The organism is Corynebacterium sp. HS2168-gen11 (assembly GCF_024834075.1).
GTDB lineage: Bacteria > Actinomycetota > Actinomycetes > Mycobacteriales > Mycobacteriaceae > Corynebacterium.
Genome location: NZ_JANUXR010000004.1, coordinates 76108 through 98748, shown reverse-complemented (window position 1 = coordinate 98748; position 22641 = coordinate 76108). Strand labels below are relative to the sequence as shown.

24 protein-coding genes are annotated in these 22641 nt (G+C 56.1%); 9 read left to right on the top strand and 15 right to left on the bottom strand.

Annotation, left to right across the window (positions count from 1 at the left end; translation table 11 throughout):
* Positions 1 to 20 precede the first annotated feature (20 nt).
* Entirely contained in the window at positions 21 to 839 is an 819-nt protein-coding gene (locus NXS99_RS04150; RefSeq protein ID WP_259287402.1) for an ABC transporter ATP-binding protein, read from the top strand.
* Positions 840 to 886: 47 nt separating this feature from the next.
* Here NXS99_RS04150 and NXS99_RS04145 read toward each other — a convergent pair whose 3' ends face one another.
* The 3 genes from NXS99_RS04145 to NXS99_RS04135 all read right to left on the bottom strand — a co-directional run bounded on the left by NXS99_RS04145 (position 887) and on the right by NXS99_RS04135 (position 3366).
* Positions 887 to 2023, bottom strand: a complete 1137-nt coding sequence (locus tag NXS99_RS04145) for an HNH endonuclease (protein ID WP_259287401.1) — start codon at positions 2021 to 2023, stop codon at positions 887 to 889.
* Positions 2024 to 2109: 86 nt separating this feature from the next.
* Positions 2110 to 3126: a S1 family peptidase gene (locus NXS99_RS04140; RefSeq protein ID WP_259287400.1), complete on the bottom strand. Its 1017-nt coding sequence runs from the start codon at positions 3124 to 3126 to the stop codon at positions 2110 to 2112.
* A gap of 9 nt (positions 3127 to 3135) precedes the next feature.
* On the bottom strand, positions 3136 to 3366 hold the full coding sequence (locus tag NXS99_RS04135) for a hypothetical protein (RefSeq protein ID WP_259287399.1): 231 nt from the start codon (positions 3364 to 3366) through the stop codon (positions 3136 to 3138).
* Between the two features lie 87 nt (positions 3367 to 3453).
* Here NXS99_RS04135 and NXS99_RS04130 point away from each other — a divergent pair, with 87 nt between their 5' ends.
* Positions 3454 to 4371: a glycosyltransferase gene (locus NXS99_RS04130; protein ID WP_259287398.1), complete on the top strand. Its 918-nt coding sequence runs from the start codon at positions 3454 to 3456 to the stop codon at positions 4369 to 4371.
* On the opposite strand, the gene NXS99_RS04125 is transcribed toward NXS99_RS04130, so the two are convergent.
* Complete coding sequence (locus tag NXS99_RS04125; RefSeq protein ID WP_259287397.1) at positions 4325 to 4756, bottom strand: GtrA family protein; 432 nt, start codon at positions 4754 to 4756, stop codon at positions 4325 to 4327. The two genes, NXS99_RS04130 and NXS99_RS04125, sit on opposite strands and share 47 nt — an antisense overlap.
* Before the next feature lie 18 nt (positions 4757 to 4774).
* Positions 4775 to 5641, bottom strand: a complete 867-nt coding sequence (locus tag NXS99_RS04120; protein ID WP_259287396.1) for a hypothetical protein — start codon at positions 5639 to 5641, stop codon at positions 4775 to 4777.
* Positions 5642 to 5807: 166 nt separating this feature from the next.
* Between NXS99_RS04120 and NXS99_RS04115 the strand changes: the two genes are divergently transcribed.
* From NXS99_RS04115 to NXS99_RS04095, 5 genes are all read left to right on the top strand, one after another.
* A complete protein-coding gene (locus tag NXS99_RS04115; RefSeq protein WP_259287395.1) occupies positions 5808 to 6035 on the top strand; it encodes a hypothetical protein in 228 nt (75 codons plus the stop codon).
* Between the two features lie 126 nt (positions 6036 to 6161).
* Positions 6162 to 7589, top strand: a complete 1428-nt coding sequence (locus tag NXS99_RS04110) for an FAD-binding oxidoreductase (RefSeq protein WP_259287394.1) — start codon at positions 6162 to 6164, stop codon at positions 7587 to 7589.
* A 22-nt stretch (positions 7590 to 7611) separates the two neighbouring features.
* The gene (locus NXS99_RS04105) at positions 7612 to 8373 is read left to right on the top strand and encodes a decaprenylphospho-beta-D-erythro-pentofuranosid-2-ulose 2-reductase (protein ID WP_259287393.1); all 762 of its coding nucleotides are present in this window, start codon (positions 7612 to 7614) and stop codon (positions 8371 to 8373) included.
* Positions 8374 to 8476: 103 nt separating this feature from the next.
* Positions 8477 to 10498, top strand: coding sequence for a galactan 5-O-arabinofuranosyltransferase (locus NXS99_RS04100; RefSeq protein ID WP_259287392.1), 2022 nt, complete (start codon positions 8477 to 8479; stop codon positions 10496 to 10498).
* Positions 10495 to 13680: an arabinosyltransferase domain-containing protein gene (locus tag NXS99_RS04095; protein WP_259287391.1), complete on the top strand. Its 3186-nt coding sequence runs from the start codon at positions 10495 to 10497 to the stop codon at positions 13678 to 13680. Before NXS99_RS04100 ends, NXS99_RS04095 begins: the two co-directional genes overlap by 4 nt.
* Here the strand turns inward: NXS99_RS04095 and NXS99_RS04090 are convergent.
* Positions 13619 to 14449 carry a PrsW family intramembrane metalloprotease gene (locus NXS99_RS04090; protein WP_259287390.1) on the bottom strand — a complete coding sequence of 277 codons (831 nt, stop codon included), beginning with the start codon at positions 14447 to 14449 and terminating at the stop codon, positions 13619 to 13621. The two genes, NXS99_RS04095 and NXS99_RS04090, sit on opposite strands and share 62 nt — an antisense overlap.
* A gap of 5 nt (positions 14450 to 14454) precedes the next feature.
* Complete coding sequence (locus NXS99_RS04085) at positions 14455 to 14859, bottom strand: hypothetical protein (protein ID WP_259287389.1); 405 nt, start codon at positions 14857 to 14859, stop codon at positions 14455 to 14457.
* A 136-nt stretch (positions 14860 to 14995) separates the two neighbouring features.
* Between NXS99_RS04085 and NXS99_RS04080 the strand changes: the two genes are divergently transcribed.
* Entirely contained in the window at positions 14996 to 16933 is a 1938-nt protein-coding gene (locus tag NXS99_RS04080) for a M13 family metallopeptidase (RefSeq protein ID WP_259287388.1), read from the top strand.
* Here the strand turns inward: NXS99_RS04080 and NXS99_RS04075 are convergent.
* The 3 genes from NXS99_RS04075 to NXS99_RS04065 form a co-directional block, all read right to left on the bottom strand.
* A complete protein-coding gene (locus NXS99_RS04075; protein WP_259287387.1) occupies positions 16923 to 18098 on the bottom strand; it encodes an HNH endonuclease in 1176 nt (391 codons plus the stop codon). The two genes, NXS99_RS04080 and NXS99_RS04075, sit on opposite strands and share 11 nt — an antisense overlap.
* A 98-nt stretch (positions 18099 to 18196) precedes the next feature.
* Complete coding sequence (locus NXS99_RS04070) at positions 18197 to 18640, bottom strand: YbjN domain-containing protein (protein WP_259287386.1); 444 nt, start codon at positions 18638 to 18640, stop codon at positions 18197 to 18199.
* Complete coding sequence (locus NXS99_RS04065; protein WP_259287385.1) at positions 18627 to 19076, bottom strand: YbjN domain-containing protein; 450 nt, start codon at positions 19074 to 19076, stop codon at positions 18627 to 18629. Before NXS99_RS04065 ends, NXS99_RS04070 begins: the two co-directional genes overlap by 14 nt.
* Before the next feature lie 145 nt (positions 19077 to 19221).
* Between NXS99_RS04065 and NXS99_RS04060 the strand changes: the two genes are divergently transcribed.
* Positions 19222 to 20106 (top strand): alpha/beta hydrolase, encoded by an 885-nt coding sequence (locus NXS99_RS04060; protein ID WP_259287384.1) that lies wholly within the window; start codon positions 19222 to 19224, stop codon positions 20104 to 20106.
* On the opposite strand, the gene NXS99_RS04055 is transcribed toward NXS99_RS04060, so the two are convergent.
* Genes NXS99_RS04055 through NXS99_RS04035 form a run of 5 tightly spaced genes read right to left on the bottom strand, consistent with a single transcriptional unit; the run spans position 20095 to position 22615 of the window.
* Positions 20095 to 20886, bottom strand: coding sequence for a VOC family protein (locus NXS99_RS04055; protein WP_259287383.1), 792 nt, complete (start codon positions 20884 to 20886; stop codon positions 20095 to 20097). The two genes, NXS99_RS04060 and NXS99_RS04055, sit on opposite strands and share 12 nt — an antisense overlap.
* Positions 20886 to 21176, bottom strand: a complete 291-nt coding sequence (locus NXS99_RS04050; protein ID WP_259287382.1) for an RNA-binding S4 domain-containing protein — start codon at positions 21174 to 21176, stop codon at positions 20886 to 20888. The genes NXS99_RS04055 and NXS99_RS04050 overlap by 1 nt, the downstream gene beginning before the upstream one ends.
* A 2-nt stretch (positions 21177 to 21178) precedes the next feature.
* A complete protein-coding gene (locus NXS99_RS04045) occupies positions 21179 to 21499 on the bottom strand; it encodes a heavy metal-binding domain-containing protein (RefSeq protein ID WP_259287381.1) in 321 nt (106 codons plus the stop codon).
* A gap of 1 nt (position 21500) precedes the next feature.
* Positions 21501 to 22196, bottom strand: a complete 696-nt coding sequence (locus NXS99_RS04040; protein WP_259287380.1) for an SDR family NAD(P)-dependent oxidoreductase — start codon at positions 22194 to 22196, stop codon at positions 21501 to 21503.
* Positions 22193 to 22615 carry a MarR family winged helix-turn-helix transcriptional regulator gene (locus NXS99_RS04035; protein ID WP_259287379.1) on the bottom strand — a complete coding sequence of 141 codons (423 nt, stop codon included), beginning with the start codon at positions 22613 to 22615 and terminating at the stop codon, positions 22193 to 22195. The genes NXS99_RS04040 and NXS99_RS04035 overlap by 4 nt, the downstream gene beginning before the upstream one ends.
* Between the last annotated feature and the right edge of the window lie 26 nt (positions 22616 to 22641).

Below are 22641 nucleotides of genomic sequence, written 5' to 3'. Positions count from 1 at the left end.
CCCTATATTAAGGAAATTTCATGGTCTCAATTGATACCTACGATGCATGCGTAGATTTTCCAATTTTCGACGCGAAATCACGCTCAATGAAAAAAGCATTCCTGGGTGCTGCTGGCGGTGCAATCGGCCGTAATAAGGACAACACTGTCGTCGTCGAAGCGCTCAAGGACATCAACTTGCACCTGCGCGAGGGCGACCGAGTGGGGCTGGTGGGCCATAATGGCGCCGGCAAATCCACCCTATTAAGGCTTTTGTCGGGTATTTACGAACCAACTCGCGGCTCAGCCCATATCCGCGGCCGAGTTGCGCCAGTGTTCGACCTCGGCGTCGGCATGGATCCAGAAATTTCGGGCTTCGAAAACATCGTCATTCGCGGGCTATTTCTGGGCCAAACACGCAAACAAATGAAGCAAAAAATGGACGAAATCGCCGAATTCTCCGAGCTTGGCGACTACCTCGCAATGCCCCTCCGCACCTACTCCACCGGCATGCGCATTCGCCTCGCCCTCGGCGTGGTCACCTCAATAGAGCCCGAAATTTTGCTTCTCGACGAAGGCATCGGCGCCGTCGACGCCGCCTTTATGGCCAAGGCTCGCACCCGCCTCCAAGAGCTCGTTCAACGATCAGGCATCTTGGTGTTCGCCTCGCACTCCAATGATTTTCTTGCCCAGCTGTGCAATACAGCGTTGTGGGTCGATCATGGGCAGATTCGGCAAGCTGGTGCGATTCCGGATGTTGTGGAGGCCTATGAAGGCAAGGGCGCTGGCGACCACGTGCGCCGTGTATTAAGGGATCTGGAATCCAAACAGACCGATTTCCCTAATACGCAAGACGACTAGCCGAGCTCCCTCAAGAAACTCGGCTCCCGCCTTTCCCTAATCAGCCGTCAATTCAGCATGCGCGCAGCAACGCTCATGCCGTTGAATTCCTGCGCTCTGTGCAGATTTTTCTGCCGCTGTCCAAGGTTGTCCTGATACCAAATCATTTTGGTCTTCGGATCCTTAATAATGCGACCATGGCGTGGTTTCGCCGGATCGTCGTCATTTTCTCGATTATGTCTTCGACAGAGCGGACAAAGATTCCCTAATACGGTTTTGCCGCCTTTTGAGAACGCCTGTATGTGGTGTATTTCGCAGCGCACGGCCGGCACGTCGCAAGATGCGCGCTGGCACACGAGGTAGCTAATAATCGAGAGGAAGCGCTGTTCTGCGTCGGCAAGCCTCTGGATTTCGAATGCCTTAATAGGGCGTGGTGTCCCTTCACTATCGCGCCCGCACACCACCGCGAACCCCATCTTGGCGACTTCATGATCCACAATCTCCCGCAGGTCCATAATAGAGCCGTCGCTGTTGACGATCTCGCCAGTTTCGAGCAGGTGGGCGTCGTTGACCGGGATGAGGAAGCACGGGCGGTGCCGCAGGTCCATGGGGTGCGCGGCGGCGTCGTGAAGCGGCTGGTCGAGCACCGCGGCGGCAAGCGCCATGGCGTGACCTTCGGCTTCGCTGACAGCTGTGCCCATGGCGGCGAGGTGGCGTGCGCGCGGGGTGAGCAGGGCCTGGATGCGTTGTATCACCGGCGCTGGCATCTTTGCGATCATATATTTCATGCCATCCGGATCTTCCGCCCCCGAATACCGCACGTACCACGCCCGCGTCGGCACATACCCCTCGTTCAGCTCAGCAATCACCCGCCGAATATGCATGCGCAGGTCATGATGGTTCAAGTCCGCGCATTCCTGAATAAGGGTGTGCCGCAGCTTCACGACGTCCACCTCAGGATTCTTCAACCGCTTCGCCAATCCCGACAGCTCGCGCAGCCGATCCAGACTGTACCCCAGCTTCCCCGCCACAGCCAGATCCGCAGCAGTCAAAGCCTCGCTCACAGCCAACAGCATCGACGCATGCGCATACGAGCAATCAAGGAACACGGCGAGCTCTTGCTTGGTCATTCCCGAGGCCTTCACCTCTTGCAAGATCGCCGCACCTTGCCGCGTGATGCGCGAAAGCTGTTGCAGAAAATCCATACGAACATCAAAACGCTTTTGCAATCTGCCCGCAACTGAACTTGCGAAATTGTTTCGCGCAGTAGCCCTGAAATCGGTGAACGACCCTACCTTATTAGGGAAATCAAGGCAATCACAATCCCCAACACAGCCGCAAGAATCGCACTCACCTGCCACTTGCTTGACGACGCCTGGCGCTGCGGCACAGAACCTTGCTGCGACGAACTTGGCGTTGGCTGCTGTGAACTCGTCTTCGGTGCTGATTCCTGTGAACTAGGCGTTGGCGTTGGTTTCTGCGTAGTAGGCTTCGGTGCTGGCTCCTGCGAACTGGTCGTCGGCACAGGCTCCTGCGATGAAGGCACAGAACTCAGAGACGATGTCGGTGAAGAAGAAGTAGGTGGCGGCGTCGTCAAGCTTGGGGCAGGTTCCTTAATAGTGTTGTGGATCCAATCTTGCACCTCATCCAAAGCAGCGAAATGCGCCGTTGGTCGTCCAAGGCCAACGGTATAGGACAACACTCCGACCAACGTGCCGTTGATAAACAGCGGGCCACCGGAGTCGCCATGCTGCGGGTAGACCAAATCGTTGCCGGACTGGACGTATTGTGCCTCAATATACGTACCAACGAGGTTGTGCTCTACCTCTTGAGCAGAGTGGAATCTTTGTTTCACAGCCGCCGCTTCAGTTTTCACCAAGCGCCTGCCAGTTCCGCCGCCCCAGCCGAAGATTTCGCCGCGATCACCAAACGTCGTTGTGTAGGCACCGGTGCGGGCAGGACTAATTTCCTTAATAGGAGTTGGTGTGTGAACCAGCATCACATCCCCCACCGGCGCATCTTCCCTTCGATCAATCGGATAGATTTTGGCGTTTGGGTCTTTCAGGAAGGGCCGGTTGAGCCCGCGGTAGGCAGTGCTGCCGGCTTTGGCGAGGCAGTGTCGTGCGGAAATGATCCAGTGTTCGGCGATGACTGTGCCGGTGCAGGCGCCAACTTGCACGACCTTATGAGCGTATTCGTCGTCGTCGGCCACTGGAACGCCGCCGATCATGGCGTGTGCTGGGGTCAGGTGGGCGCTGGTGAGCAGCACGAGGCTCATCAGCGCTGCGGTGAGGCGTTTTGTTGTCATGACAAACCCTTAATGCTCTTGAAATTCTTCCGGATGCCAATAACGTTGCCACGCGGCCATGACCAACGTAACGGTAAAGACCACTGCGATCAGCAGCATGCCGAGGGTGCCAAAGAACACGATAGAGGCAGCGGTGCCAAGTCCTTGTGGGCCGGTCGCGGGGATGAATTGGTAGCGGATCCACATGCCGATGGCAACCAGGACCCAACTGATAATGCACGCTTTTACAATAATTTTCATTGGGCAATTTCCTTAATAGGGGATGGGTCTCATTTTAGAGCCTCACCACGCCTGCGTCCTAGCCGAGAATGTGCAAAGATAGGATTCATGACTCTTTCGCTCACCGATGCTGTTGCAGCTGTTATTGTCACCCACCAGCGGGTTGATTTGCTTCGCCATTCCTTGGAGGTGGTTGCGTCGCAAACCAGCCCGGTGCAGTGGATCATTGTGGTGGATAATGGCAATGATCCGGCGGTGCGCGAGTTGTTGGACGAGGTCGCTGGTACGCGCGGGGTGTATTTGCCGTCGCACACGAATCTGGGCGGTGCTGGTGGTTTCGCCTATGGTTTTCTCACGGCTTTGGCCTTGGGCGCGGACGCGATTTGGTGCGCCGATGACGATGGTCGTCCAGAGGATTCTCAGGTGCTTGCCACCTTGCAGGACTGTGCCGTGCGCCACCAGCTCGATCAGGTTTCCCCAGTGGTATGCAATGCCGCCGATCCGCAGCGCCTGGCCTTTCCTTTGCGACGCGGGGTGCAATGGCGCAGGTTCCGCAATGAATTAATGGATCCGGCTCACCCCGATGATGATCTCTTGGAAGGCATCGCCTCATTATTCAACGGCGCCTTAATAGGTGCGAAGGCAATGGAGGTCATTGGCGTACCCGATTTGCGCCTGTTCATTCGCGGCGACGAGGTGGAGTATCACCGCAGGTTAGTGCGTTCCGGCCTGCGCTTTGGCACCTGCTTGACCACCGCCTATTTGCATCCAGACGGCGCGGATGAGTTCAAGCCGATTCTGGGCGGCCGGATGCACACCCAGTATCCAGATAATGAGGGGAAGCGGTACTTCACCTACCGCAACCGCGGTTATCTCATGAATCAGCCAGGAATGCGCCGCCTATTGCCGCAGGAATACGCCCGTTTCGCCTGGTTTTTCTTAATACAGCGCAGGGATCTCGCGGGGTTTGTGCAGTGGTTTAAGCTGCATCGCTTGGGTCGGCAGGAGCGCTTTTATCGTCCTTAAAGATAAAGGCACGCTGCATAATGAAATTGGTCACAGTGGCCACGCCTTGGGCGATGACAAACGCGCCCAGATCGGTCATGAACTCATTAAAGATGCTGCTCAGCGGGGCTTCTAGCACTCGATAGAGGTAGGTCTGAACGGCCAGCGTCGATACGTATAAAACGGCGACTGCCAGCGAGGATCGTGCCGACACCTTGGAGTTGAACGTCCACTTCGAGTTCAGCACGTAGGCGGTGATGGTACCAAGGACCCACCCGAATACTTTGGCCAGCGTGCGATCAACGCCGAGGCCGTAGTCGAACAGCAGCGTTGAGCCTAAATCCACGATGGCCGCCACGATGCCCACGGCAATAAAACGGGTCAGTTGGGTACGCAAATTCGTCATAACCGACTAGCTTAGCGCTTATCGACGCAACAGTTCACGATAAATATCAATACGGTCAACAACGCTGGTGGTTTCATCTGCAATTGTTGCCAAGATCTGCAAGGACGCGGCACATTGCTCACGCACATCGGCAGCGGTGGTGGTGTCTGGCCAGCCGAGGGCATGTATTAAGGCTTCGCAAACGTGATCAGTCAGCGTTGCATCACTCATACAGCTTAAGGCTAATACGCAGCTCCAAAAGGCTTCGCGCTGGTGAGGGGCTGTTTCGACCGGCAATGTTGCACAAATATGAATAATTTCACTATCCAGGGCGGGTTCGCGGGAAAAATCGATAGCCTGCAGCAGCGCCACAAAGTCGAAAATTTCCGAGCGGCGAATCACCTCAGCGACTTCCACATTGGCCAGGGCTAAGATCGCATCGATTCTTTCTGTTCCGGTCAGCGCAAAATTAATGGCGGTGACATCGCAATCTTCCCCAGTGAAACTGCCCACCGCGCCAATGCAGAGCGCATCCGGAGTGCCGCGATCGCGGGTGATGGTATCAACCACTTCCAACGCTATGCTCCACAGGCCCCACATATATGTCAGCTGGTCGCCGGATTGTTGTAAGTAGTCCGACACCGGGCGGGAGCAGTCAACGTCGACAAGCGCTGCATGGCAGTGCCGTGGGGTATCGGCCGGGAATTGAAATACCGTGTCCAGCACTTGCATAAAGCCGGTGACGGTCATTGCGGAATTAATGCCGATGTGGCGCAGAATTGGCTGGTCACCGCGCTGGACTGTGGCGTTGAGGATCAGCGTTTGCTCATCGGTGACGGTGCGTAATTTGGCAGCGCGAACCGCCGACAGCGATGTCACTGTGTCGGAACGTGCTGGAGAGGTCATAGCTTCCACAGTAATAACAAATTGATATACAAGACGGCGCACCATCCGCATAACCGCCAAGAAACCAGGGTTGACCTGGCGAAATAGTAAGCAAGATTTTCTTTTCGACGCTCCGAAAGTGCGCGCAACTGCCAAAAACTTGGTCGGAAGCATCTACGATGAAACTATGTTGAATTTCTTTCGGAAAAAATCTGCTCCGGCTCCGCGCATGGCTGCTGAACATACCAATTTGCCAATGAGTAATTTTATGACTTCCTTAATAGCGGAGGAGATGCCAATGCTCGACTCCGCCTCCCGCATCCGCGTATACGAAATCTTGAATTCCTACACCGGCCCAACGATTACCTCGCAGGAGGAATTACCGGCCGAGATCCGTGAAATCTTCGACCTATAGTTTGGGTGTCAAACATATCGAGCTGACCAATTTCACAATCGTCGGTCTCACACCTTTGCTGCCAACGTGAGTACTCTGGAGAAGCGAAGAAGCTCAAAAACTACGGAAAGTGGGCACGACCCAAATATGAACAACCAGATTTCGCTCATCACTTCCGCACGCACCCTTACGGGTTGGGGCCGCACGGCTCCTACCACTGCTCAGGTTTTGAGCACTGCTGACCCTGAGGAAATTGTGCGTGCAGTCAAGCTTGTGGCTGAAGATAATGCTGACAAGCCAGATCATCTCAAGCGCGGCGTTATCGCCCGCGGTATGGGCCGTTCGTACGGTGACCCAACCCAAAACGCTGGTGGCTTGGTCATTGATATGCAGCCACTGAACAAGATTCACTCGATTGATCCTGAAACCGCCATTGTGGACGTCGACGGTGGTGTCACCCTCGACCAGCTCATGAAGGCCGCATTGCCATATGGTCTGTGGGTGCCAGTTCTGCCTGGTACTCGCCAGGTCACCATTGGTGGCGCAATTGGCCCAGATATCCACGGCAAGAACCACCACTCCGCTGGTTCTTTCGGTGATCACGTCACCTCGATGGAACTGCTGGTGGCCGATGGTCGAATCCTGCACTTGGAGCCAGAAGGTTCTGCTGACGACCCATCAGGTGAATTGTTCTGGGCTACTGTCGGCGGCATGGGCCTCACCGGCATTATCATGCGCGCCCAGATCAAGATGACCAAGACCGAAACCGCGTACTTCATCGCTGATGGTGACCTCACCGCCAATCTCGACGAAACCGTGGAGTTCCACTCGGATGGTTCCGAGCACAATTACACCTATTCCTCAGCCTGGTTCGACGCTATTTCGCCAGAACCAAAGCTGGGTCGTTCGGCTGTTTCTCGCGGTTCCTTGGCTACCTTGGCGCAGCTCGAAGAACTGAATCCAAAGCTTGCGAAGGACCCATTGAAGTTCAACGCACCACAATTGGTGACAGTTCCAGATATTTTCCCATCCTTCACCATGAACAAGTTCTCCATGATGGCCATTGGCGAACTCTGGTGGCTCAAGTCCGGCACGTACCGCAACCAGGTGCAAAACCTCACCCAGTTCTACCAGCCACTCGATCTGATTGGCGAGTGGAACCGCGGCTACGGCTCCCGCGGCTTCCTGCAGTACCAGTTCGTGGTGCCAATGGATGCAGTGGAACCATTCAAGCAGATCATTCGCGATATTCAGCGTTCCGGCCACTACTCGGCGCTGAACGTGTTTAAACTGTTCGGCAAGGGCAACCGCGCGCCGCTTTCCTATCCAATGCCTGGTTGGAACGTGTGCGTCGACTTCCCTATTAAGAAAGGTTTGGGCGCTTTCTTGGACGATCTCGATCGTCGCGTCATGGAATTCGGCGGTCGCCTCTACCTGGCCAAGGAATCGCGTACCTCTGCGGAGAATTTCCACGCGATGTACCCAGGCATGGAAGGCTGGCTCAAGACCCGCCGCGACATCGACCCAACCGGCGTCTTCGCTTCCGATATGTCCCGTCGTCTCGAGCTCAACTAACTTATAAGAAAGGCATGTACCTATGCTCAACGCTGTGGGCCAAGCCCAAAATATTCTCCTCCTCGGCGGTACCTCCGAGATCGGCCTAGCAATCGTCACCGAATTTCTTGCCAAAGGCCCGGCGCGCGTCATTTTAGCTGCTCGCCCAGATTCACCAAGGCTTGACGACGCCGTTTCGGCTTGCAAAACCGCTGGTGCAACCGATGTTGATGTGATTGACTTTGATGCCACCAACTTTGATAGCCATCAGGATGCCATCGACTTGGCCTTCGCAAATGGCGATATTGACGTTGCCATCGTGGCCTTTGGCACCTTGGGTGATCAAGAAGCCCTGTGGCAGGATCAATCCTTGGCTGTAGCTTCAGCACACACCAATTTCACTGCACCGGTTTCCGTCGGCGTGCTCCTCGGACGCAAGTTCAAGCAACAAGGCCACGGCAGCATTGTGGCATTAAGCTCAGTTGCTGGTCAGCGCGTTCGTCGCTCCAATTTCGTGTATGGTGCAGCAAAAGCTGGTATGGATGGTTTCTATATCAACCTTGGCGAAGCGCTGCGTGAATTTGGCGTGCACGTGCTCGTCGTCCGCCCAGGCCAGGTCCGCACCAAGATGTCGGCTGATGCTGGTGAAGCACCATTGACCGTCAACCGCGAAGATGTTGCAACTGCCACGGTGCAGGCTGTGCTGGATCGTAAGCAAGCCATCTTTGTGCACCCACTGTTCCAGTATGTGTCACTGGCCTTTAAGTTCATTCCGCAGGCCATTTTTAGAAAGCTGCCATTCTAAGACCGCAGATACTATGCAACCCCTACGTTATTTTCCGTAGGGGTTGTTGCATTTCAAGTGTCAGGGCACGATGTTCTCTCAGTTATGTGGAAGACTTAGAACCATGACTGTAATGGAACCACCACGTCATTTAGCAGACAACACCTTAGATACCAGCAAGGAAGAGGCCTACTCCCCTGATCTCCTTAATAGGAAGCAGACGATTCTGGGCGTCCTGTTTGCCGCAATCGGCGGCGGCTTAGCAACCTTAATCTGCTGGAAGATTCTCAAAACCACGAATTTGCCAGCCTTCGGAGCCTCATTGGTAACCCAGGCATTAAGCTCATTGACTTCGTTCCTTGTGCTGTTGATGGTTGCTGGTGTGGTGCTGATGTGGGTGCGCGATGAAAAGCGTCGACAAGCTCGCCCGCGGTGGCGAACGGCGCTGAGCTATGGCGTAACCTATCTTTCACCTGCGGCGTTGGTGGTGACAACCTTAGCGATCCCATTAGCGCCAACGCGTCTGTATCTGGACGGCTTGAATGTGGATCAGGGTTTCCGCACGCAATTTTTAACCCGCTTGACCGATGACTGGCACTTATCGGACATGAACTATATTGATCTGCCATCGTTCTATCCAAGCTTGTGGTTCTGGTTTGGTGGACGCTTAGGCAATCTCTTAGGCATTCCTGGCTGGGAGGCGTTCCAGCCATGGGCGCTGGTGTCAATTGCCGCTGCGGCCTGCGTGCTGGTGCCGGTGTGGCAGCGATTAACCGGCAGCCTACCAATCGCAACAGCTATTGCGCTGGTCACAACCGCAATTACGCTGGTGATGAATCCTGAGGAACCGTATGCGGCAATTGTTGCACTCGGAGTACCTGCAGTTTCCGTTCTGCTAAACCGCGCCCTAACCGGTAGGCGACTGGCGATTATCGGCTCCACCTTATTCTTAGGCTACTCTGCCTCGGCATATACCCTCTACACCGCAGTGGTGGCCTTAAGCGCAATTATTGTGGCGGCAATTTTTTCCGGTTTCATTTTCCGCTCGATCGCGCCACTGCTTCGCTTAATGACCATCGGCATCGGTTCGATCGCCTTTGCTGCAGTGTGGTGGCACCCATATCTATGGCAGATCTTAAGTGGAAAGCCGACAAACGAGGCGACCGCTACCCACTATTTGCCAATCGATGGTTCTCAGTTCCCGCTACCAATGCTCGCCCCAAGTGTGGTCGGCATTTTGTGCACCATCGGCGTGATTTATTTGCTTGCGCGCGCAGGTAATTCTGATGTGCGCGTGATGGGCATTTCCTTAATGCTGTTTTATGCCTGGGCTGGCCTGTCCATGGCCATGACATTAACCGGACGCACCCTCCTTGGATTCCGCCTGGATACGGTGATTACCCTGCAATTAGCCACCGCTGGTGTATTAGGGCTGGCCGACTTGCGTCTGTTTAACATTCATCAGCTGGTTTCAGAGCAGTTTTCCGCCAAAACCTCTCACACGATCAATACCGTACTGGTGGCATTGCTGACCATTGGCAGTTTGTCCTACGTACAAAATATTCCGCAGTATAACGCTCGCGGCTTGCACCACGCCTTTTCTGACACCGACGGGTATGGGCAGCGTGCCGATCGGTATCCAGCTGATGCCAGCCAGTACTATCAAGAGATTTCACAGACCATCCAAGATGACTTGGGCGGCCGGCCACCGCGCGATATCGTGATCTTGACTGACGAACGTAATTTCATGTCCTTCCATCCGTTCCGTGGCTTCCAAGGCTTTACGAGTCACTATGCAAACCCATTAGGGGAATTCGATCGCCGGAATGCGTCCATTGAAGATTGGGCCAAGCACAGTTGGACCACGCTTCAAACTCCAAAGGCATTTGTCACTCAGCTTAATAGGGCCCCGTGGAAAGCACCTGATGTGTTTATTTTCCGAGCCGATTTGGCCGACACCATCCAACGCTTCGCCAACGGTGAAAGTGTCGACGGCTGGAATTATGACCTCGCCGAAGATATTTACCCTAATAACCCGAATGTGCGTTTCCGTGGCATTCGCTTCAACCCCAATATTTTCCTCGGGCCAGGCAGCATGTGGCAGGCTCATCAGATCGGACCGTTCGTGGTGGTGACTCGTTCATGATTCAGACTTCTCCAACGTGGCTGCGTCGTCTCGCAACAATCTTCGGCAGCGTGGGCTTTCTCCTCTTTGTGCTCACCCCTTTCCTGCCAGTCAATCAAGTGCAGTCGGAAATTAGCTGGCCACAACGCCAATCCTTACAGTCGGTGACCGCACCACTGGTTGCCTACGCCCCAGAATCACTCCAAATCACGGTGCCAATCGCAGCCCGTGAACACCTGCGCCCTGGCGAAAATCTGCTGGTTGGCACCTTGCCACCGGAATCGCCGCAAGCCACTACCCGGGGCTTATTCGTGCGCTCTACTGAGGGCAACCTCGACGTGCTCGCCCGCGATGAAATCATTTTCCAGCTCGACGCCGCCAGTGTCGCGCAACTGCCTGCCGACGCGCAGCTTCGCGTCGAGTCCACCGCCACCACGACCACCGTCCTATTAGGGAAATATTCGGTAACCTCCGAAGAAGATGAGGATTTGCGCCCACAGGTTGCGGGTATCTATACCGAACTTGATCCGCAAGCAACCAAGCTTCTCGACGCCGGCTTGCATGTCGATATCACAATTAATTCCAGGTACACCTCGTCGCCAAGCATGCTGAAATACGCCGCGATCATCGGCGGTCTGGTAGCAATGCTGCTGTCGTTCTGGGCGCTGCTGCGCCTCGATGCGCTCGACGGTAAGGGCCGCTATCCGTTGTTCAGCAAGGGAACCTTCCGGCCGCGCTGGCTGGATGGGGTGGTCGCGAGTGTGCTGGGCTATTGGTATATTTTTGGCGCCAACACCTCCGACGACGGTTTTATTCTGACCATGGCGCGTGCCTCTATGCACTCCGACTACATGGCCAATTATTACCGCTGGTTCGGTGTGCCTGAATCGCCATTTGGTGCCCCTTACTATGATTTCCTCGGCTACATGGCGCAGATTTCTACCTCTTCCGTTTGGATGCGGTTGCCATCGCTGTTGGCCGCAGCTGCGATTTGGCTGCTGCTGTCGCGAGAGATTCTGCCGCGCTTAGGGCATGCCATTGGCACGCGCAAAGCCGCCCAGTGGACCACCGCCTTAATGTTTTTGGCATTCTGGCTGCCGTACAACAACGGCCTGCGACCAGAGCCAATTATTGCCCTTGGAACCTTAATGACCTGGGCGGCTTGCGAACGCGCCATTGCCCACAAGCGCCTGGCTCCTGCCGCGTTTGGCACAATTACGGCAGCCTTTGTGCTCGCCTGCGGACCAACCGGCCTTATGGCGGTGGCGGTGCTGCTGATTAGTCTTCCGCTGATCTTGCGGATCATGGCGAATCGGGCCCAGACGCTGGTGGATTGGGTAGTGCTGCTGGCACCATTTGCGGCTGTGGGGACCACTGTTTTAGTGGTTGTTTTTGGCGACCAAACCCTCATGACTGTTTTAGAGTCCATTCACGTGCGTAGCGAAAAAGGCCCATCGTTGCAATGGTTCCAAGAGTGGGTGCGCTTCGAAACGCTGTTCCAGCAAACCGTCGACGGGTCCTTTGCGCGTCGCTTCGCTGTGCTGTTTACCTTCCTTGCAGCCGGACTCGTATTTGCCTCGATGCTGCGCAACGGCAAGGTACCAGGCTCTCTGCATGGCCCAGCGACACGCCTGCTCATGGCGTTTATTGGCACCTTGTTCTTCATGAGCTTCACCCCAACCAAGTGGACGCACCACTTTGGCGTATGGGCCGGCATCGCAGCCGCACTTTCCGGCCTAGCCGCAGTGGCCTTGAGCGATTTCGGCAGCCGATCCAAGCACTCGCGTCTCTTAGTGCTTGGTGGACTCCTGTTCATTTTCGCCTTCTGTCTATCTGGCACCAACGGATTCTGGTACGTCTCCTCCTACGGTGTGCCATGGTGGGATAAGTCGATTCAGGTCAATGAGATCGAAGCCTCCACCGTCATGCTCGGCATTTCCTTAATGGTGTTGCTCACCGGCACCATTTACTATTTCCGCGCCAACGAATCTCATACTCACTCTGTCCGCTTCGCGCATTTCTTCGCCGCCCCAATCGCCGCGTTTAGCGCCATCGCGGTCAGTTTCAGCATGGCTTCCATGGCCAAAGGATTCATTGCCCAATACCCTGCCTATTCGGTCGGCCTCGGCAACCTGCGCAGTCTTACTGGTAACAGCTGTGGACTCGCCGATTTCATTCTTGCCGAAACCAACACCAACGAGTCTTTCCTCACGCCAATTAAGGGCAGCCTCGGCGATTCCCTTAATGGGGGAACCGGCTTTGATTCTGAACGCATCCAACCCATCGGCCACCACCAACACCCCCTCTTGGTCTCCGCCGCCGAGAACATGAATCGCACCCTCGGTGTCCGCGAGACGGCCGGCATTAACGGATCCTTCATCCGCCTGCCGTTTAACCTCGACCCGCAGATCGTGCCAGTTGTGGGCTCGTTCACCGAGGGGCCTCAGTATTATGGCGAGCTGACCACCACCTGGTATCAGCTGCCACCGCGCAGCGACGATACTCCGCTGTTGGTTGTCTCGGCAGCCGGCAAGATCAAGCACCGCGACCCTGATGGTATCATTCAGCAAGGCCGCGACCTGATTGTCGAATACGCCCATCAAGACTCCGCCGGCACCATCACCAGCCTTGGCGAAGCCATGCTTTACGACGTCGGCATCACCTCGAACTGGCGCAACCTGCGCCTCCCGCTTGCCGACCTTCCAGCAGAGGCAAACCTGATTCGGCTCCACGCCGTCGACTCGTCCTTTGATGAGCAGGAGTGGTTAGCCTTCACGCCGCCGCGCGTTCCACACCTTTCCCCCATTAAGGAAATTATTGGGTCGGATACCCCAGGCCTGCTCGACTGGGCAGTGCCACTGCAATTCCCATGCCAGCGGCCATTTAACCACTACGCCGGTGTAGCCGAAATCCCGCAATACCGCATTAGTGCCGACGCCAAGGGCAAAGTCTCTGGCGCAACCTTCCAGGACTACTATGGCGGCGGCGCAACTGGTACTGCCGAAGCAGTGGTGGTCTCCTATGAGCTGCCGACCTACGCCGACCAAGACTGGAACCGCGATTGGGGCGCCCTCGAGGTGTACCAGCCGCGGCCAGACTCAGCGGGCGTGACCCCGCAACCGGCCCTCATTAAGGAAACCGTTATTCAACGCTCGGGCCTGTGGAATCCAGGGCATCAGAATATCGAGACCGAAAAACACTAAGGCTTCGAATCGGGGTCTCCCAATCCGCGCGCGCCAGCCGGCTTTGGGAGACCCACAGCCATATCACCAGCGGGTACAGCACCAGCGACACCAGCGCAAGGGTCACAAACGACTGCAGATTCCACAGGAAATGCAAACTGAACGCGAGAAACAGCCAGCTGGCGAGCGTCGTAAAGCTGCGGGAACGCCGAGTCACAAACAGCCCCACGCCAAAACCCGCCAGCGCCGTCAGCGCAATATGCAGGCCAGGCCCCAGCAGCGACCGCAGCACCCACGTCTGCACCGCGCCCGCCGCGTCCGAATCCGGGTGCAGCATGGCGCCGGCAAAACCGTAAAGGTAATTCTCGGCCACATCGAAACCAAAACCGACCAGCACGCCCGTACTCAGCCCATGCCACGGACGATCCAGCCGAAACGCCAGCATAATCACCAACACACCCAAAGCCTTAATGAGCTCTTCCGGGTACGCGCCGCTTATCGACGCGGTCATCCACGGCACCCCCAACCGCTCCGCAAGCCCTAATAGGGGCACACCCACCAGGCTGACCAGTCCCAAGGACACCAGCCCACCCCACAGCACCGACGACGCCACCCAGCGCCAATCCGCCTGGGACGGAACCAGCGGGCTGCGTCGCAAAACGGCGAACAAGATCAGGGCGTACGCCGCGGCGCCAATCAGGCCGACGGCGCCGACCGCGGGCTGCGCGGCCGCCATCAGCCCTGCCCCCATTAAGGAAATTACCGCGAGAAATATTAGGAAATATCGCATGGTGCTTATACCTTTACGCGCTGTAAGTCTTGGGCCAAGGTGCCGGCCCAGCGCGTGGCATCCGGGCCGGAAACCTGCACCATTAAGGCCAATCCTTCATGAGATTCCGAACCAAACAGCATAAGTAATTCGACATTTTGGGCATGGATTCGGTAGAGGTTGGCGTCGTGAAGCACTTCGGCGGAGGTAGATACATGCGCATAGCCGCGCATCGCCCGGCGGACCGTGCGCTCAGGTATCTGGCCAGCCGGGACCACGCGCGTGACCACCTGCGCCCCAGGACATCGCCACGCGCCAGCCGCCGTGAGCTCGAACATTTCCTCGCACTCGACCGCGTGCTGCGGGGCCACCACCCACTGCGCCGCTGGATCGCCTAGGAACAGTTCGGAACGCACATGCCGGTCCGGCACCACGGCCCACGCGACCACCGGCAGCAGGCACAACATGGCAAATGCGGTGGTGAGGATGAGCCAGTCGCGGCGCGATAATTGGTGATGCAAATACAAAACCAACCCCCTATTAAGGAAATTCACGTAGAATAAGACTATGAGAATAACACTAACTGACCTTTTCCGATTCGTGAATGGTCCATGGCTTGATAACCACGTCATCCCTGAGGACCGCGCGAATGACGGCATCTTCTACCAGCTCCGCGACCAATCAGAGGCGGAGGTCCACGAGATCGTCCAAGCTTCGCCGGATTCGCTCGCTGGCGCGCTCTACAGTTCCTTTATGGACACCGAGGCCATCGAGGCCGCCGGCTTGTCTCCTATTAAGGAAGATTTGGATCTGCTTGAGGTGGCAAGCATCGACGAGTTCATCCTCTCATTAGGGAAATTGAACCGCACTGGCATCAGCGCGCCGTTCGGCGCCGCGGTGACCAAAGACTCCGGCTCAGAAGTCTCCGTCGCCTACATCCACCAGGGCGGTCTGGGGTTGCCTGATGAGGCCTACTACCGCGAAGAGGCCCACGCCGAAGTGCTCAAATTGTACGAGGATCACGTGGCCACCATGCTCGCCTTCCTATTAGGGGATGCGGCGAAGGAGGCGGCCCAGCGCGTCGTCAAGCTCGAGAGCGAAATCGCCGCCGGCCATTGGGACGTCGTCAGTTCGCGCGAAGCCGTCAAAACCTTCAACCCGATGACGTTCGACGAAATGCCAGCGTCACTCGCGGCCATGTTGCGCGCGACGGGGCTGCCGGACCAGCGCACGATCGTCATGATGCCGAGCTACTTCGAGCACCTCGACTCCCTATTAAGGAACGAGCGGCTTGACGATTGGAAGCTCTGGGCCACCTGGCACATCCTGAGCGGCCGTGCCAGCGTGCTTACCGACGCCATCTCGAACGCCAGTTTCGCGTTCTACGGCACGGTTCTCTCGGGAACGCAAGTCCAACGCGACCGTTGGAAGCGCGCCCTTGGGCTGGCGGAAAGCTTCGTGGGCGACGATATTGGGCAATTGTTCGTCGAAAAGCACTTCCCTGCGAGCTCGAAGCAGGAAATGCTCACGCTCGTCGACTACCTCATTAAGGCTTATCGAGAGCGCATCTCGACACTGACCTGGATGACTGACGCGACGCGGGCGAAGGCGCTGGAGAAGCTGGAGAAATTCCAGGCCAAGATTGGCTATCCGGACACGTGGCGCGACTACAGCAGCCTCGAATTTTCCCCTAATGGGGCGGATTTGGTGGCCAATGTGCGGGCAGGTGCTGAATATGCCCACGCCCACGAATTAGGGAAAATTGGCAAGCCAAACGACCGCTCCGAATGGCTCACGACGCCGCAAACCATAAATGCGTTCTACAATCCGACGGTCAACGACATCACCTTCCCAGCGGCAATCCTGCGCGCGCCATTTTTCAACCCGGAGGCCGACGCGGCCGAGAATTTCGGCGCAATTGGAGCGGTCATTGGGCACGAAATTGGACACGGGTTCGACGATCAAGGTTCGGAATACGACGGTGACGGCGACTTGCAGTCCTGGTGGACAGATGAAGATCGGGCGGCATTTAAGGAGCTGACGGCGAAGCTGGTTGAGCAGTTCCAGGGCTTGGTCCCTACTGTATTAAGGGATTCTGCGATTAAGACCAGCGGTGTCAATGGTGCGTTCACATTAGGGGAAAACATCGGAGACCTTGGTGGATTAGGCATCGCCGTGGTTGCCTATCGCATGTACCTTGCCGACCAAGGGCTGGATTTCGAAACTTCCCCTATATTGCCGTTTGTGGCCGAGGACGCGGATCCTGAATTAGCGCAGCACACATACAACGGTCTGCAACGCTTGTTCTTGTCGTGGGCGCATATTTGGCGCGGCAAAGCACGCCCAGAGATGGCTGCCCAATTATTAGCGATTGATCCGCACTCGCCACCAGAGTTCCGTTGCAACGTGATTGCAGGCAACATTGCCGAATTCTACGACGCGTTTGAGATCGCAGAGGACTCGCCAATGTACATACCTGCGCACGAGCGCGTGACTATTTGGTAGCAGCTCGAAGCATCCTGGCCGCGGCGGCCATCCCGGTATATTCATGAATCCGGTTGATGCTGCGTCGCGGCTGGCCGTACATGTCCCGGAACCAGACGATGCCGGTTTTCGGATCAGTAAAGACGTGCCCGTGTCTTCGCTGATCTGGGTCATCGTCGTTTTCCAGATTGTGACGACGGCAAAGCGGGCACAAATTCTCAATGCTGGTTGGTCCACCGCGCGAAAAGGCCACGATATGATGTGTGTCGCACCGGACCGCGGATATTTCGCAGTCCGCGTGCTGGCAGACAAGATGGCTAATGATGCTCAAGAAGCGTTGCGACTCGTCGGCAAAGCGCTGTATATCAAACACTTGCTGTGGTCGCGGAATGCCATTAGCGTCGTTAAAGCAGGTCACGGCGAATCCGAAATCGGCGAGCCGATCGTTAATGATTTCCTTAATGTCGAGCAAGGCGCCGTCGCTATTGGCAATCTTGCCGGTTTCGAGCATGTGGGCGTCGTCAAGCGGTATTAAGAAACATGGCCGGTGCCGCAGGTCGAGCGGATTCTCTGGATTTTCGGTCTCCGAAATGTGCTCGAGCGTGCCCGGCGCCGCGATCGCGTTACAGCGCGCCAACACCGCCTTCATGAGGCCTTCGGCGACGGTACTGGCATGCTTGACCCGCATCAGCTCCAGCGCCTGCGGCTGCAATGTGTTAATGAGCCGATCGAGCGTGGCAGCAGGCATTTTGGCAATCATGTATTTCATGCCATCGGCATCGGCGGTCTTCGAATACCGCAGGTACCACGCACGCACCGGCACATGCCCAGCATTGAGTTCCTTAATGAGGGCGCGCACGTGCCGACGCATCTCATCCACGCTCATCTCCGCGCACTCTTCCAGCAGCTGCCGCCGCACCGCCTCGACGTCTACCTCCGGGTTTTTCAGACGCTTACCCACGCCTGCCAATTCCCTCAGCTTTTCGACGCTAAAGTCGTGCTTCTCCGCCACGAGCAATTCCTCTGGTGTGAGATTCTTGCCAATGGCCAGCATCATCGAAATGGTCGATTGGGAGGTGCCCATGTACCGGGCCAGCTCGGCCGCATTGCGAGTTTCCTTAATGAGGGCGCGGACGAAGGCGGCGCCGCGCCGCCCGAACATCGCGTACTGCTCAATAAGGTCCATAAGCTGTGAGGTTACAACTTTGCGACCACCGGTTTCAACCGCAAATGCATGAGGTTTTTCACAGTCAAAATCGGGAACCGAATGCGCTCGAAATGAGTCTAATTAAAGTTGGGGTATCGTCTGTCGAGTTCGTTGAACATGCTCAAGCAGGTGCCGATGCCGCATTCGAGAAGCTGTTCCAGTTGCTCGTCGGTCACACCGTATTCCAAGTCGGCGGCGACTTCGCCGTGAATTTGGATTTCGTTGTCCTCGTCGATAAGCAAATAGGCTTTCGGCCAGAGTCGTTCGCGATTCCAGGTATTAAGGAAATCGGCGAATTCGTCGCGGTATTTGGCGGGGAAGTACTGGTTCCAGGTGCCGCGCACAACGAGTACTTCGTGTTTGGAGCCTTGCAGGATGAAACTGAAGTGGTTGTCGTCGAATCCGGCTTCGAGATCGCAATCGTCGTCGTAGGCATAGGTGTAGCCTTGGATGTCGAAGTAGGCGGCGATGCGTCCGGTCGAGACTGGGCGTGGTTCTTGCAACATTTTAGAATTCCTCACTCGTCACGAAGGCGTAAATCACGTATTTGTTTTCAAGCTCTTTGAATAATTGCATCATGGTGGCAATTGCCGCGCGTATCGACTGTCTGAGCTGCGCATCTGTTACCCCATATTCGAAGTCAATATTGAATTCGGCACGCACGTCGGCCTCGTCATTGTCCTCGTCGTGCACCATGTAGGCCTTTGGGAACACATGCATCCGATTCCAGTTATTGAGCGTGTCCCATAGCTCGTTGGAGGCGTTCCACGGCGCTGAAATATGCCACGCGCCTGTCACCGCCAGCACCTCGTTGCGCTCCCCCTGCGCATTGAAATACAACCGATTGCTCCGAAACGCCGCCATCACCGAGCCGTTTTCCATCACGCCATACGAAATATCTTCCAGCTGCAAAATTTCCTTAATGCGGTCAATGCTCAGCGGAGTTGGATAATTCATCTCAACCTTTCCTTCGTAGTTCAATACATATCGCGCCTGGCGGTGCGCCTCATTAGGGGAATACGAACATGGTTTCAATGCCAACAGGAATTTCAGGTTGCACCATGATGCTTCTTCCCATGTAAAGGTTATGTACTATATTGCCATGAATAACCCACACTTTTGGCCAAAATCGGAAAATGAGCAGCGCGCGGCGTTCCATGTGGGGGGTGTCGATCGTCAGTTGAGTCCAGAGGAGCAGTTGGACCAACTCGCCTCGTACATTCACGCCCATTATCCGGCGCCTGAAAAGAATCCGCCGTGGTCACAGCATCCTTCCGATCCTGCGGAGGCAGATACCTTTGATGCGCGTCTGCCGGATCGTCTCACGCATTCCGCCATGCTTATGCTCGGCGCGGCGGTGGACCATAGCATGCCTGGTGTTGCGTTTGCTACAGACGTCACCGTTGAGGATTGCCCTGAGTTGAACGCTCAAATTTTCCGCCCGAATTTCCCTAATGGGAGGTGGGCGATTTCACTGCATCCTGGCGGCTGGTGGAAAGGCAGCGGCGCCGCTTTGGAGCACGCGTGGCGCCCCGAGGTCGCGGCCGTGGCGCAGCTTTCGGGTGTCACGTTTTTGGATCTGGATTATCCGCTCGTGCCGGAGCATACTTTGCCGCAGGTTTGCGCGGCGGTTGAAAAGGCCGTTGCGTGGGTGCGTCGTCAAGGCGTCGATTGGGTGGGCGCCTGGGGATATTCTTCTGGCGGCGCATTAGCGGTGTTAAACGCCCCGCTTTTCGACGCCCTTGCGCTCACCTTCCCGCACCTAGACTTAAGCTTCTTGCCTGCGGATATCCAAGCCGGCCTGGAGTTCCCAGCTGCACCGGCCTGGCCACCTACATTATTCCAAGTGGCCAGCCATGACACGATCGCGGGCCGCTACCCGTGGGTGCCGGCTGAGCCTGTGGAATATATTTCGGAGCACCGAATCTCCACTCCGGAGGTGGCCCGCCAGCGGGTGCGGGATGTGGCGGCCTTTTTACAGCAGTAGGTCGTCGGACTCGTGGCCTTCTTCGACCGGTTCGGCGACGTCGCAAAGGGTAAGAATTGCCCCGGTGGCGTCGACGAGGATGGCCATGCGTCCGAAAGCGGAATCAAATGGCTCGCGCAAAATCTCGCCGCCGAGTTCAACCACGCGGTCGATAATCGCATCCACGCTGCGCACGCCTAAGAAACTTTGCCAGAAGCTTGGCACATCAGGTGGGAAGTGCCCCACCGCATTATAGATACCAGCAAAGGCTGAGCCTTCTGCCAAAGCAGTGGCGTAGCTGTGATCCTCGGTTTCTGCGACGGTCCAGCCGAACATCGCTGGATAAAACTCCAGGGCCTGTTCGTAGGAAGTGGTAGCGGTTAGTTCGTGCCATACCGGAGTGCCTGGTTCACCTGCGGCGATAAAGGAATCTTCGCCCGCTGGTTGGATCAGGCCGAACATGGCTCCGGAGCTATCAACCACAACCGCCATTTCCCCCAGGCGCACCTGGGTGGCTTCCAGCAGGACGCGCCCGCCGTTGTCCACAATTTTCCTTAATGAGGTGGCGATGTCGTCAGTCTGAAAATACGTCACCCACGTATCCGGCTGCTGCGATTCCTCAGGACGTTGCACCAATCCGGCTACTGGCAGGCCTTGGATCCGAGCCAGGCGGTAGTCGTCGGCCAGCTCTTCGATTTCCCAGCCAAGGATCTCACTGTAAAAATGCGATGCTTTACGCAGGTCAGAGGTGGTGAGGTCGATCCAGTAGGGCATGCCTGGTTCAGCTTGAAATGCTGGCATTAAAGGTTCCTCCATACTTCTGGGTCGAAGTCGTCGTCGGCGGTGGCTTCGTCGAAGAAGTCGTCTTCGGTGGCGTCTGTTTTGACTTGGGCGCAGAGCGTTCCTACGCAGACAATATCGCCATCGCGCAATTTCTTGCCGCGCCGCGTATCGACGCTACCATTCACGGTTACGTCTCCAGCAGCAATAACTTCTTTTGCAATGCCGCCAGATTCCACCAGGCTGGCGAGCTTAATGAACTGGCCGAGTTTAATTTCCGAATCACGTATCGTGACAACTACAGGTTGCATGCCTATAACTGTACAGCAGTGCCACTGGCTGAAACCATGAACATATTGCCGCCTTCAGAACCGAGAGCTTGATAAGCCAAGTGCACGCCCACCACAGCGTTTGCACCCATGCTGGCAGCTCGTTGGGTCATCGCTTCAAGGGCGAGATTTCGCGCTTTGACCAGCTCTTGTTCATACACGTTGGCGCGGCCGCCAATAATATTGCGGATACCTGCGGTGAAATCTTTCAGAACGTTTACACCAGCAACTGTTTCACCTGTAACGACGCCAAGATAGTTGCGAATTGGGCTACCTTCAATAGTTGGAGTTGTGCTGATAATCATGTTAGAACACCTGATCTCGTGGAGTAATAATCATACGGTCAATATTGACATGTGGCGGCTGGGCGGCGACCCACCGAATTGCCTCGGCAATATCTGCGGCGGTGAGGTTCAGTTTATCGGCATACACTGCCGCTGCTTTCTGCTCATCACCTTTGAAGCGCACGGTGGAAAAGTCGGTGTGGACGCGACCTGGGTTAATTTCGGTAATCCGTAGATCATGTTCAGCAAATTCGATGCGCATGACTTTATTTAAGGCGGTCACGCCAAATTTTGCGGCGTTGTATCCACTGCCACCGGCATAAGGATACAGCCCGGCCACGGAGCTAATATTGACAATCAGGCCTTGTGCCGCTTGTAGCGCTGGCAGAAGGGCGCGTGTGACACGCAAGGTTCCCAGCACGTTGGTGTCATACATGGTTTGCCAATCCGCTAGATTGGCATCGGCAATAGAATCGAGCCCTAAAGCACCACCGGCATTATTCACCAAGAGATCGCACCGCTGCACGTGGGAGGCAAATTCGGCCACCGAGGCATCGTCGGTCACATCAAGGTAATGAGCCTGAGCAGGGATTTGTTCCAGCAGGTGGGTGCGGCGAGCGCCAATGATCACTTCCCAACCGTCGTCGAGAAGCGCGCGAGCGGTGGCCGCCCCAATGCCGGAGGATGCGCCAGTTACAACTGCCAGTTTCGCGTTCATTCGCGTGAATTCACCTTCCCCATAACTTTTTGCAAAATCTCAATATCTTCGGCGGTAATGCCTAAGGTAGCTTCGACTTCCTGCAGCATGGCTTCAGCTTTGTGTTGCAGGCGCTTGGCGCGCGGCGTGAGGTCGAAAAAGACGCGTCGATAATCATCCTTGTCTGCTTGTCGACGCACCAGGCCGGCGGCTTCTAAGCGTTTGAGCAGCGGCGACAGGGTGCCTGAATCAAGGTCAATAGGACCACCAATTTCAGAAATGGTTTGGTGGTCGCGTTCCCATAATGAAAGCAGCACGAGATATTGGGGATAGGTAATCCCCCATTCATCGAAGTATGGCCGATACATGCGCTGCATTAAGCGCGAACCGGTATAAAACTGAAAACAGATCTGGGATTGCAGTTTCTCTTGAGCTGACATACTTTTTATCCTATTGTACTGACAGC